Source organism: Fulvivirga imtechensis AK7, from assembly GCF_000331535.1.
In the GTDB taxonomy this organism is placed as follows: Bacteria; Bacteroidota; Bacteroidia; order Cytophagales; family Cyclobacteriaceae; genus Fulvivirga; species Fulvivirga imtechensis.
The window spans coordinates 42,592-54,498 of sequence record NZ_AMZN01000073.1; the positions used below are offsets into that span (position 1 = coordinate 42,592).

Consider the following 11,907-nt stretch of genomic DNA (forward strand, 5'->3'; position numbering starts at 1 on the left):
CCATGCGAGACTTATTTTCTATAGCAAGAAAGGAGATCATAATAGCTTTGCGGGAGCGGCTGGTAGTTTCACTGGGCATTATTATTTTATTGCTGCTCGGGGTAGCCCTTTATGCCGGCTACTTGTCGTATAGCCAGCAAAGCCGGATCATAGCTGAAAAACAGCAGGAAAAGCGGCAGGAATGGCTCGGGCAGGGAGATAAACATCCGCATATAGCTGCGCATTATGGTACTTTTGTTTTCAAACCAAAGACCATACTCAGCGTATTTGATTTCGGGCTCGATACGTATACCGGAACATCAATCTACCTGGAGGCGCATCATCAGCATGAGTTTATGTTCCGTCCTGCCCAGGATCATAGCAGTATGATCCGGTTCGGTGAGCTTAGCGCTGCATTGGTACTTCATGTTTTATTGCCGTTGCTGATCATATTTTTGGCCTTTTCTTCTTTTACGAAAGAAAAGGAAACGGGAACACTTAAGCTACTGCTCAGCCAGGGGGTGTCTTATGCCACCATTACATGGGGGAAGGTACTGGCCTACGGGGTTGCGCTGGTTGTTATTTTGGCTCCCTATATAGCCGGAATGTTCATTTTGGCCACCTTCAGCGTGTCTTCCTCTTTTATCCCCGATGTGGCCCTGCGCACCATTTTGCTGGTGGTAGTCTATATGCTTTACATCTTTATCTTTTTATCGCTGGCGGTATGGGTATCCCTCCGCTCTGCCACTGGGCGAAACGCCTTGCTCACATTGCTGGCATGTTGGATATTCCTGGTCATTCTGATGCCAAAAACAGTGGCCAATCTCAGTGAAAGCTTTCATACACTGCCCTCTATGCGCGCCTTTAAGGAAGCCATTCAGAATGATATTCGCGATGGTGTTGACGGACAAACACCCCGGTCGGTGAGGAGGGGAAAGCTGGAAAAGGAATACCTGCAAAAGTATCAGGTAGACTCGGTACATCAACTGCCGTTTAATTTCGAAGGAGTAAGCATGCAGGCAGGAGAGGAGTACGGCAATATGGTATATGACATTCACTGGAAAAAGCTTCGGGACATCTTTCACCGGCAAAACAGAATGGGCAGCATAGCCAGTATTTTCAATCCTTACCTGGCAGTACAGCACCTTTCCATGGCCTTGTCGGCTACGGATATGCATACAGCCATAGACTTTGAAGACAAGGTAGAGACTTACCGCAGGGAGTTGGTTCGCAAGATGAACAACGACATGGCTCAGAATTCCCGGTATGGTGAATTCTATGAATACAAGGCCAGCATCGATCTGTGGAATGAGGTGGAAGATTTTAGCTATGTTGTGCCTTCAGCGTTTGAAATATTACAATACTACAAGCTAGAGATGATCTCCATTGTCGGCTGGAGTATACTGATCATCCTACTGCTCAATTATTCAAACCGTAAAAGCAAACCAATTCATGGATAACGCCATTAAAACACTCATCCGCTATGAATGGATCTCATTCGCGCGAAACAGGTTTCAATTGCTCATGATCGGAGTGACTTTCCTGTTCGGTCTGTATGCCATCTACTATGGGCAAAGCGAAATAGATGCGCAGCGCAACGTCATTAAAGAGATCATGGAAATGGAGCAGGGTGAGTTTAAGACGTACCAGGCCAGTTTCAAACGAGAGCCGGAAACCGTGGAGGAAGAACAGAACCATGACATAGCCTCCAACCCGGCTTTTGCTTGGTACCGGCATGGCTATCACGCTATTTTACCTCCACACGATTATGCAGCGCTGGCGATAGGGCAACGGGACCTTTTTCGCTACTATTACAGGTTGACGGGCATGAGCCTCCATTACCAGTTGTTTGAAAACGAGCTGGCCAATCCGGTTAATCTGCTGGCAGGTAATTTTGACCTTTCCTTCGTGATCGTTTATCTGTTGCCATTACTGATCATCGCTTTTTGCTACGGCCTGTATTCAGGAGAAAAAGAAAATGGTACGCTTCCGCTGCTACATATCCAGTCGGTAACCATCAGCCGGATAGTTGTTATACGTCTGCTGTTTTATTTCACCCTGATCACAGGGCTGGCTATACTGATGTCTCTCATTGGCCTGATCAGTTCAGGCAGTGTATTCAAGCCAGAAAACCGCTTGCCAGCCCTCCTATGGGTGGTCGGAGTGATCATTTACACTGCTTTTTGGTTTGGCCTGCTATTTTTGATCGTCAGCTACCGCAAAAGCTCGTCTTTTAATGCGATAACTGCGGCAGGCTGCTGGTTATTCTTTCTCATCGTCATTCCCTCGGTGCTCAATATTGTCGTTACCACCATGTACCCGCTAAGCAGTACCACACTGGCCAGTCTCACCCGCAGGACTGGCTTTGAAAACGAAGATGACGAGGAGGAAACCAAAGAGGTGATCATGGAGTTTCTGGCCCACAAGCCTGAACTGGCCGGAAGCGACAGCCTGATCAGAAACAACAGGCTGGCTAAAGCTTATGCAGCGTTCACCTCACTAAAAGATATCAACAGCCAGCAGGAAGTCGATCACTATAACGAGCAGGTAAACAAGAGGAACGATTGGACGACTCATTTCCACTGGATCAATCCCGCAGTGAGTATGCAGGATGTCTTCACCCATATCGTTCATACAGACCTGAACACTTTTTTACGCTTTCAGGATGCATTGGCGGTCTTTCATGGGAAGATCACAGACTTCTATTTTCAAAAGCTTTTTAGGGATCAACCCATACTCTTTGAGGATTATTCACGATTGCCCTCATTCCAAATGGATGAGGACACGCATCGGTACACAACAGCCAGTGGTAACATTTTAAAAATATCGCTTCTGGCCATTCTTTTTGTTATGGCCGGATTGGTACAGATAAAAAAGAAGAATCTGATATGAAAAAGCATTTGATTTTACTTGTAGTTATCTTCTTCAAGGTTGCCGGACTTTATGCTCAAATGGACAACCAGAATTTTCCTCCGCCACTAACACCCCCGGTGGTGAAAGCAGTGCAGGCCAAAGGAGAAATAAGGGTCGATGGTAAGCTTGAAGAAGCAGACTGGCAAGGCGCCCCTCTCATAACCGATTTTTTTAAAATTGAGCCTCGTCAGGGCGGGGAGTATGATTACGTGACGAACGTGCGCTTACTGTATGACCATAAGCATTTGTACGTAGGTGTTTTTTGTGCAGATTCTCTTGGGAAGAAGGGCATTCGTGTGCAGGATCTTAGAAGAGATTTTACCTGGAAAGAGAATGATAATTTTGGCATTCAACTCGACCCTCAGAACCTGAAGCAATACTGCGTGTCCTTTCAAACTACGCCATATGGCAATCAGCGGGATCTGCAAAACTTCAACGACAACAACACGGATAATGATTGGAATGCACTCTGGTCAGTCAGAACGCACCAGACAGACTCAGGCTACTATGCCGAATTTGCTATTCCTTTTAAATCCATTCGGTACGAGCTGCCCGCAACGGCAGATTCCGTCACCTGGGGAATAACCTTTACACGGTTGGCGCGAAGAGATTATGAACATACGGTTTTCCCCGCGATACCACAGTCATTTTCTCCCTATCGCATGACCTACGCGGCAAGTTTAAAGGGCCTTACAGTGCCGGAACCAAGCGCCAACGTGCGCGTAGAGCCCTACTTTTTGTATCAATATGAAGACAGGGAGACCAATGATGAGACTATTTCTGGTGGAGACGCAAAGATAGGAGGTGATGTGAAATGGGCAATCAACCCGCGATCCGTGCTGGATCTGACGTTTAATACGGATTTTGCTCAGGCAGATGTGGACAGAGCAGTCAATAACCTGGAGCGGTTCAATATATTTTTCCCGGAGAGGAGGCAGTTTTTCCTGGAGAACTCAGGCATCTGGGCAGGGGCAGGAGACCCTTCCATTAAACCTTTTTTCAGCCGCACAATAGGTCTTCAGGGTAATTTTAATGCCGAGCCTGCCCGGATTGATGGCGGTGTGAGGTACACCATGCGTGATGATAACCGTTCTGTTGCCGGACTGTACATTCACCAGGCCCAGACCGATAACTCTCCGGCAGCCTCCTTCGGTGTGGCCAGGTACCTGCAGAATTACGGACGGGAAAATAATGTTGGTATTATGATTACTCATCGTCTGGATGAAAATTCATCAGAGCTGGGCATGCGCCAGAGCAACAATACCACTATAACTGTCGATGGTCTGATCAGGCCTAAAAATGAACTGACCATCTCCTATTTGCTATCCGGGTCTAGAGATAATTCAAGCGATACACTCGGCCTGGCAGGTAAATTGTTTGCAGGATACTCGACCAATAAATTCTACCTGGGTTGGATTACCAACTTTGTCAGTGAGGATTATAATCCTGATATGGGTTTTGTGTTTCAGAAGAATGTGATCAAACACAATCCGGGAGGCTACTTTATTTGGAGACCAAAGAATATTCCGTGGATACGGAGGTTTGATCCGGGCGCTTTTATTAACTACTACCATGATGCCGGCGATCCTGGAAATTTTCAACAGGCAAATATCTATCTGTTTCCCATATACCTGATCTTTACCAACGGCAGTTTCCTGGAATACGCTATCTATCCAACCTGGCAGAATATCAATTTTTATTTTGCACCACTTGGGATACCCATTGCTCAGGATGAGTACTACTATACAAGCCATCAGATCAACTACAATTCTGACCGGTCACGAAAACTGTCGGTATCCGGTAACATCAGTTGGGGTGGTTTTTATAACGGGAAAAAACTCACCGCCAATGGAGGAGTACGATTTGCGCCAGTACCACACCTGGCATTTACAGCAGATTATGAATTCAACAAGCTCAATGAACTTGGGGAGATGCAGCAAAACCTGGAGACACACCTGACTACCCTTGGAGCACGTTTTGCACTCAACCCGAGGGTGCAACTCTCTGCATTTTATCAGTACAATTCATTCGATGAACAGGGGAGGTGGAATATACGTGGTAGCTGGGAGTACAGACCGTTGTCTTTCATTTATATCGTTTTTAACGACACCAGAATCCAGGGGTTGGAGCAACCTTTCAGGGAGCAGCAGTTGATCGGGAAGATCACTTTTTTGAAGCAGTTTTAGATGGCGGGTAGACCTGACCTGCTGAATGATAACCTCTGGCGGATTGCGATGAGGCTTTCACCCCCGGGTATACTGGGGATGTTGATGATCTCTATTAATTCATTGATAGATTCCATTTATCTTGGCAACCTGGTTGGAGCGGATGCGTTTGCAGGGGTTAGTCTTTTATTTCCGCTTACCCTGGTCATATCAGCCGCTACCGGGTTAATAGCTGCCGGCTCAGGCTCTGTATTGAGTCGTGCCATTGGGGCTGGCAATGTGGAAGTGCAGCGTAAAGTGATTCCCAACCTGCTGGCGCTTGCCCTGATTTTTTCTGTGGTATTAATGGCGGCCGGACTGTTATTTACAGACGGATTGGTAGCGTTGATGGGAGGCCAAGGAGAGGTGCTGGAGACCGGTAGAACGTATTTCGGAGCTTATGTATACAGCATTTTCTTTAGCATCTACGGGCTGTCCGCCAACGGGCTGATCCGCGCGGAAGGGAAGGTAAAGGAAGCTATGAACTACACAATGATCAGTGTAGTGCTTAACCTGTTGACAACACCATTGTTCATTACCGTTTTTTCTATGGGTGTGGCCGGTGCCGCGTGGAGCAGTGTATTGAGTATGGGCATATACAGCCTGCTCACTTCATGGTACTTTATCGGTGGGAGGTCGTCATTCAATACCGGACGCTTTGGCATACGTATTGAGCGAGCGATCATCAAAGATGTGATCAGCGTAGGCACCTCGTCCCTGTCTATGCAACTGTCCAATGTGGTGAGGCAGTTTTTTCTGTTCAGGCTTGTAGCTGCATATGGCACTAACCATGATATTGCATTTTTTGGTGCAGCATTCAGGCTGTTTACATTTGTATCGGTTCCTGCCATGGGGCTATTACAGCCGTTACAACCAGTTATTGGTATTAATTTTGGTGCAGGCAAGTGGCAACGTTGCGGGGATACAATAAAAATATTTCGCCTGGGAGCTATTGGTCTGACATTATTGCTGTTAGCTCCAATAATTATTTTTCCTGAGGCAGTTGTATCCATCATGATACCGGGTGAGAAGTTGCTTGAAGGTGAGTTGCACAACCTGCGGCTTATATTTCTGGCCATGCCCTGGCTCCCCATAGCGTCTACCGGTATTATATTTTTTCAGGCTACCGGCAAGGGCTGGCTGGCTATCACCATGCCTGTAGCCCGTCAGCTTATATTGTTTGTGCCATTGGTTTTGCTGCTGTCATTGAAGGCAGGTATTGATGGTATTTACTATGCTTTGGCCATTGAAAATATGGCGTATGCCATCGTGGTACAGTTGCTTTTGAGAAAAGAGTTGAAAAAACTGAGCCCTATGACCGGTTTAAGCGCAGGGTGAGGTTATATTTTTCTGGCTACTACATGAAAGACGTGCCAGTATTTGGGTTGTCCTGAAATTAATTTACCCTGTTTTTCTACTTCCTCCAGGTGTTCTATTTCGAACCCTTCCAAAAGTTGATGCACCTCTTCTCGTGTGTGGAAAGTCATTTCAGGATTAGAACTCCACGAGTCGCGTACTCCGAAAAACTGGCCACTGAACCTGCCTCCCGGTAAAATAGCTTTGCAGATGACATTCCATAAATGATCAAACCGGGCAGGCGGGCAGAACGGAAGGCTGAAAGTGGCATTAACTAATTTACATGCAGGTAGAGTGTCTATTTCGGCAAAGTCGATACACCGGGTTTTCAGGTAGCTGCGTAATTCGGGTTCAACGAGCCTTTCCACGGTTACCAACGCCTGGCGCTCGCGGTCTATGGCAGTAACATGCCAGTGGTCTTGCAGCATGGCCAGGGTATCTATGCCATTGCCACACCCAAGGTCTAGAGATAGCTTTTCGGCATTGTTTGCATTTTCATGTTCAAAGGCCGCCAGTGCCAGAGACAGCATAGCGGCAGGTGGAGTCTTTTCGTTGAGGTGCTTGTAATGCCCGTTCCAGTTTTTAGCCATGGTTCAGGATTTACATTGTTTGCAAGTGCCTTTTAATGTGTAATTGACCCTGTCGATAGCGTAGCTATTGGAGACTTTGACTTCCGGAACTTTTACATCTTTGAGACAATAGGTATGATGGCACTCATCGCAGGTAAAGTGTGCATGCATGTCGGTGTGTACTTCATCAGGGCAACTGCTGCTGCACAGTGCATATTTTATACCCTGTACATCCTCTGACGCTTTATGCAGAATGCCGTGTTCTTCAAATGATGCCAGCGCTCTGTACACCGTTACCCTGTCATGGTCTGATTTCATAAAGGCTTCAAGGTCGCTGGCCGACAAGGCAAAATCGTATTTAAGAAATAACTGCAGCATCTCCAGTCTGATGGGAGTTCTCTTTAACCCATGCGATCTTAAAAGGTCTTCTACAATCCTGGTGTTCTCCATTATATTCTATTGATGTTTCATGCCAGAACACAATGTCTGTTAAATCAGTTTTCATACAATCAGCTAATATAGGATTTATTTTAGAACAAGAGCAAAATGCATAGCTGGTCATTTGATGCAACACCCTAATAAACCGTGGCATCTTCCAGAATATAATTGCATTGATAGATGTCGTCCCGGTTCAGTTTCAGGCGACCTTTGATAGTAACTATCTGGTCCATTCTGAACTTCGGATGATCTGGCCGTAGCTTTAATTCAACGATAGATTCAGGGCCTCCGTTGCCGCAAAAAAAGCAGGAAGCATACGGGTATTTCGAGAGGATGTATATATTTTCTTTAGGATTGATGGGCAGCATATATCCTTTGATATAAACTTCCTGACCGTCCAAATCCTTTACTGTAGGGCCGAAATGAGGATAGTAATAATATGCCTCCACCTCTTCGCTATACTTGTCTGTGAATTTCACATCACCAAGTGTTTTCCAGGTGATTTCTGTCTGAGCCGAAGCCATACTGGCAGTCAGCATACAAATAATAAATGATCTAAGCATCGGCTAATGTTTTTGAAATATTAATGTGGAAAGCCTGTATTGCCGGAATCAGTGCTGCTATCAGTCCTATAGCGCATGAGATAAATAACAGGACCCATTCTTCAGGAAGAAATTTCCAACCCGGCAATTTGAAGTGATAGCTGTTCTCCACCGTTGAAGATAAAAGCCATAAACCTGTTCGGCTGATCAGCAAACCGCACAGAAAACCCAATCCTGTTAGTAACAGGGCTTCCTGCACAACCAGCCACACCACCTGCCATCTTGATGCTCCATAGGCACGCATCAGGGCCATTTCATATTTGCGGTTTTTCAGGGTATTCCACAAGCTGACAAACATACTTAACCCCGATATGGCAATAATAGACATAGCGATGACATTCAGTGTATCTATGCCTATGCCCATCAGGCCGAATAGCCGGTTGAGTTCATAGGTGGGAACAGATGCCTGCATGCTGGTGCGCTCGTTTACCAACCGGGGAAGCTGTACTAACCCCAATGGACTTCTGAAAGTTACCAGCATAGCTGTAATTTCACGATCAGACATTGATTCATGGTGCTCATCCGGGTGCTGTGAGTGACTTGCTTCATCATCGTGATCGTGGTGCAGTTCATTGTCCCCATCGTGATGTACATCCCACACACTTTCCAGCGAGGTCAGGATCAGGTGATCCATTACCGAGTGGGTATGGTCAAAAACGCCAACTACCAGATACGGATGGTCTTGATGATACTCTCCGCCTTCACCAAGCCCATGGGTTCCGGTGAAAGTGTCGCCAGGCTTCAGTTGAAGTTTTGAAGCTACAACTGCACCTACGGTTACTTCAAAAGGGTTCTTCCATAAAGTGCCACGGGCAAGTTTAGCGTTATATTTTTCCGGATATTCATGAGTAGTACCGACTATACGATAGCCCTCATGGCTGTCTCCGTAGGAGAGGGGAATACCTGAAGCCACCAGCCGGTGTTGCCTTATTTTTTCCGCTTCGGCAAGGGAGATGTTGCCTGTGGGCATATCTATATGGTATACAGCAGAAAGGATCAGTTGAAGGGGGCTGCCTTTCGCACCTACCACCATGTCTATACCATTAATGTTATTCTCCATTTGTTCGCGTGCGAGCTTATTGACGTGTAGCAGCAGAGAGATAATACCTGTACCCACCGTAAGCAAGATAAGGCTCAGTGTGGCTGACAGGGGACTGGCAATAATGTTTTTTAAGCTTAGTTTAAATATGTTCATACCAGCCTGCTTGTTGGAGGGGTGAAGTAATATTGATATCCGACAACTCCAGTGAGTTGTGAAAAACCTCTTTTAACCGCTTATCATGGGTGATTACTACAAGCATAGCCCCTGTGAGAGATGCCTGTTCATGGAGTAGGTCAGATACCACTTTGCAGTTTTTATCATCCAGGCTGGAAGTAGGTTCATCCGCCAGGATGAGCCGGGGCTGGTTGATCAGCGCCAGCGCTATGGCTGCGCGTTGCTGCTCTCCCTGGCTTAAATGATGAGGCTTTTGTTGCTGTTGTTGAGCAATGCCTAACCTTTCAAGTACTTCTGCTGTTCGCGTACCATCTTGTTTTTTATTGGCCAGATGCTGCGCCAGGTGCAAGTTTTCTTTCAGCGTTAGTGAATGAATGAAGCGGGGCCGCTGCAATATTACACCTATATTTTGTCCGCGAAAACGGTCAGTTTTCCAGAGGGTAGCAGAGCTATGTCCGTTCCGTACAATTCTACCGATCCCGATAAGGGTCTCAGCATGCCCGCAAGCAGGTGCAACAATGTTGTTTTGCCTATGCCAGAGGCTCCAAGTATTAACAAGTTTTCTTTGTACTGTAGCTCCAGATCCGGGAAGTAAAATTTTCGGCTGTGGCTGTAAGTAAATTGTAAGGAATTAGTTTTCAGCATACTGTCTTTTTTTAGCAAACATAATTAATGGTATTTATAAATGCAACAATGTTGCATTTGAAGTAAATCTCTTTATATTTGCAATCAGATGTTCGGTTGCTGGTCCCTTGTCGACCGGCTGGTGGGAAAGGTGTTGGTGTCTGATTGATTCGTACCACCATTAACCACTGAAGAACCGAAAACCGAAAACCGAAAACCGAAAACTGAAAACTGAAAACTGAAAACTGAGAACTGAGAACTGAGAACTGAGAACTGAAAAAATGAAAGAACTAATAAGTAAGATCAACCCCGACATTGTAGGTTTTATTACCTCAATGTTGTGCGCCATTCATTGTGCTATACTTCCTTTTCTGCTCACGCTTGCACCGTTGGCGGGCCTTGGTTTTCTTGATAATTCTTATGTTGAGTACGGCACCATTGCAGCCAGTTTTTTGATTGCTTCTTACGCATTAGTTCATGGGTATCGCAACCATCACCGAAAAGCTTTGGCGCTTGTAGTGGTGTCAATTGGGTTTGCATTAATCGGAGTAGGACACCGGCTCCCCATGGAGTGGGCCGAACCGGTATTTAATACGGTAGGGGCGTTAACAGTAGCAGTGGCTCACTTTATTAACTGGAAGCATATCCGTCAGTCAGCTATACAATATCCCGAGTGCCTTCATGAAAATAAACTTCCTGAAAATGATGCTAAAAAGAGCTAAAAAATTGCCAGTAACAGTATTAAGTGGTTTCCTTGGTACGGGAAAGACCACACTTTTAAATCATGTGCTTCACAACAGGAAGGGGTTGAAAGTAGCGGTTATCGTCAACGATATGAGCGAAATAAACATCGATAGTCAGCTTGTGAAAAATGAGATCAGACTTTCCAGAACGGACGAAAAGCTTGTAGAGATGAGTAACGGTTGTATTTGCTGCACGTTAAGGGAAGACCTGATGATTGAGGTAGAGCGACTGGCGAAGCAAAATAAATTTGACTACCTGCTAATCGAGAGTACTGGTATCTCGGAACCTATACCCGTAGCACAGACCTTTTCTTTTGCTACAGAAGACGATCTGTATGACCTTAGTCAGTTGACACGGCTGGACACTATGGTGACAGTGGTAGATGCCTGTAATTTTTTTACCGACTTTGGTAGCGCGGAAACAGTAGCAGACAGAAGTATGACCGATGATACTGGGGACGAACGTGCCATTGTCAACTTACTGACCGACCAGATTGAGTTTGCCAATGTGATCCTGCTTAACAAAACTGATCTCGTAGACAGTGATCAACTCCATGTTCTGGAAGGCATTATTTCAAGGCTCAATCCGGAAGCCAAACTGATCAGGACCAGCTTTGGAAAAATTGATCCACAACTGATCCTGAATACCAGGCTGTTTGATTATGAAAAGGCAGAACAGTCTGCCGGGTGGATACGGGAGTTGAATAAAGAACATACTCCTGAAACCGAAGAATATGGCATATCCTCGTTCGTATTTCGTGAACGCAGGCCGTTTGATCGGGAGAAGTTCCTGAAATATGCTACCCAATCCTGGCCTGCTAATGTCATCAGGAGCAAGGGGTTGTTTTGGTTTGCTTCGGAGCCTGAAGTGGCCTATTTATGGAGCCAGGCCGGAGGCTCCGTGAAGGCGGACATTTATGGCAGGTGGTGGGCTTCTGTGCCCATAAGGGATAGGGTAAGGAGTGAAGCATATATGCAAAATCAGAACAGTATTATGCAGAAGTGGGACAAGCAATGGGGCGACCGGATGAATGAGATCGTATTCATAGGCCGTGATATGGATAAATCAGCTATTATTAGGGATATGGCAAGCTGCCTTCATTGATTTGTGGTTGTTTAGTGCAGATACAAAAACCCCGGATCCAATCCCTTCCCGCCGGGAACCCAAATAATTATTCAATTCTTCACTACCGTCATCCCGAGGTAACCAACAACTTTCAGTTGATTTTGTGGATAATGACATAGCTTTCAGAACGGCCTTGA

General features: G+C 45.9%; 12 protein-coding genes. 6 read left to right on the forward strand and 6 right to left on the reverse strand.

Annotated features, from left to right (window positions below):
- Positions 1-2: 2 nt before the first annotated feature.
- From C900_RS21155 to C900_RS21170, 4 genes are read left to right on the forward strand one after another with little or no spacing between them, the layout of a single operon-like run.
- Positions 3-1,439, forward strand: a complete 1,437-nt coding sequence (locus tag C900_RS21155) for a DUF3526 domain-containing protein (protein WP_009582256.1) — start codon at positions 3-5, stop codon at positions 1,437-1,439.
- Entirely contained in the window at positions 1,432-2,871 is a 1,440-nt protein-coding gene (locus C900_RS21160) for a DUF3526 domain-containing protein (RefSeq protein ID WP_009582257.1), read from the forward strand. Before C900_RS21155 ends, C900_RS21160 begins: the two co-directional genes overlap by 8 nt.
- Positions 2,868-5,078 carry a DUF5916 domain-containing protein gene (locus tag C900_RS21165; RefSeq protein ID WP_009582258.1) on the forward strand — a complete coding sequence of 737 codons (2,211 nt, stop codon included), beginning with the start codon at positions 2,868-2,870 and terminating at the stop codon, positions 5,076-5,078. The genes C900_RS21160 and C900_RS21165 overlap by 4 nt, the downstream gene beginning before the upstream one ends.
- Positions 5,079-6,434, forward strand: coding sequence for an MATE family efflux transporter (locus tag C900_RS21170; protein WP_009582259.1), 1,356 nt, complete (start codon positions 5,079-5,081; stop codon positions 6,432-6,434).
- Between the two features lie 2 nt (positions 6,435-6,436).
- Here the strand turns inward: C900_RS21170 and C900_RS21175 are convergent, their stop codons facing one another.
- The 6 genes from C900_RS21175 to C900_RS30705 form a co-directional block, all read right to left on the reverse strand.
- Positions 6,437-7,042 (reverse strand): methyltransferase domain-containing protein, encoded by a 606-nt coding sequence (locus C900_RS21175; RefSeq protein WP_009582260.1) that lies wholly within the window; start codon positions 7,040-7,042, stop codon positions 6,437-6,439.
- Positions 7,043-7,045: 3 nt separating this feature from the next.
- Positions 7,046-7,471 (reverse strand): Fur family transcriptional regulator, encoded by a 426-nt coding sequence (locus tag C900_RS21180; RefSeq protein WP_009582261.1) that lies wholly within the window; start codon positions 7,469-7,471, stop codon positions 7,046-7,048.
- Positions 7,472-7,596: 125 nt separating this feature from the next.
- Entirely contained in the window at positions 7,597-8,022 is a 426-nt protein-coding gene (locus C900_RS21185) for a DUF3299 domain-containing protein (RefSeq protein WP_009582262.1), read from the reverse strand.
- On the reverse strand, positions 8,015-9,256 hold the full coding sequence (locus tag C900_RS21190) for an ABC transporter permease (RefSeq protein ID WP_009582263.1): 1,242 nt from the start codon (positions 9,254-9,256) through the stop codon (positions 8,015-8,017). The genes C900_RS21185 and C900_RS21190 overlap by 8 nt, the downstream gene beginning before the upstream one ends.
- Entirely contained in the window at positions 9,243-9,671 is a 429-nt protein-coding gene (locus C900_RS21195; RefSeq protein WP_425402000.1) for an ATP-binding cassette domain-containing protein, read from the reverse strand. Before C900_RS21195 ends, C900_RS21190 begins: the two co-directional genes overlap by 14 nt.
- 8 nt (positions 9,672-9,679) lie before the next feature.
- Positions 9,680-9,922 carry an ATP-binding cassette domain-containing protein gene (locus C900_RS30705; RefSeq protein ID WP_009582265.1) on the reverse strand — a complete coding sequence of 81 codons (243 nt, stop codon included), beginning with the start codon at positions 9,920-9,922 and terminating at the stop codon, positions 9,680-9,682.
- Between the two features lie 260 nt (positions 9,923-10,182).
- Between C900_RS30705 and C900_RS28765 the strand changes: the two genes are divergently transcribed.
- Positions 10,183-10,623, forward strand: a complete 441-nt coding sequence (locus C900_RS28765; RefSeq protein WP_009582266.1) for a MerC domain-containing protein — start codon at positions 10,183-10,185, stop codon at positions 10,621-10,623.
- A complete protein-coding gene (locus C900_RS21205; RefSeq protein ID WP_009582267.1) occupies positions 10,607-11,749 on the forward strand; it encodes a GTP-binding protein in 1,143 nt (380 codons plus the stop codon). Before C900_RS28765 ends, C900_RS21205 begins: the two co-directional genes overlap by 17 nt.
- Positions 11,750-11,907: the final 158 nt, after the last annotated feature.

What these genes read in the sequence shown, in the direction of transcription:
- C900_RS28765 (WP_009582266.1), top strand. Translation starts at nt 10,183, where the DNA reads ATGAAAGAACTAATAAGTAAGATCAACCCCGACATTGTAGGTTTTATT.
- C900_RS21155 (WP_009582256.1), top strand. Translation starts at nt 3, where the DNA reads ATGCGAGACTTATTTTCTATAGCAAGAAAGGAGATCATAATAGCTTTG.
- C900_RS21185 (WP_009582262.1), bottom strand. Translation starts at nt 8,022, where the DNA reads ATGCTTAGATCATTTATTATTTGTATGCTGACTGCCAGTATGGCTTCG.
- C900_RS21190 (WP_009582263.1), bottom strand. Translation starts at nt 9,256, where the DNA reads ATGAACATATTTAAACTAAGCTTAAAAAACATTATTGCCAGTCCCCTG.
- C900_RS30705 (WP_009582265.1), bottom strand. Translation starts at nt 9,922, where the DNA reads ATGCTGAAAACTAATTCCTTACAATTTACTTACAGCCACAGCCGAAAA.
- C900_RS21160 (WP_009582257.1), top strand. Translation starts at nt 1,432, where the DNA reads ATGGATAACGCCATTAAAACACTCATCCGCTATGAATGGATCTCATTC.
- C900_RS21205 (WP_009582267.1), top strand. Translation starts at nt 10,607, where the DNA reads ATGCTAAAAAGAGCTAAAAAATTGCCAGTAACAGTATTAAGTGGTTTC.
- C900_RS21175 (WP_009582260.1), bottom strand. Translation starts at nt 7,042, where the DNA reads ATGGCTAAAAACTGGAACGGGCATTACAAGCACCTCAACGAAAAGACT.
- C900_RS21165 (WP_009582258.1), top strand. Translation starts at nt 2,868, where the DNA reads ATGAAAAAGCATTTGATTTTACTTGTAGTTATCTTCTTCAAGGTTGCC.
- C900_RS21170 (WP_009582259.1), top strand. Translation starts at nt 5,079, where the DNA reads ATGGCGGGTAGACCTGACCTGCTGAATGATAACCTCTGGCGGATTGCG.
- C900_RS21180 (WP_009582261.1), bottom strand. Translation starts at nt 7,471, where the DNA reads ATGGAGAACACCAGGATTGTAGAAGACCTTTTAAGATCGCATGGGTTA.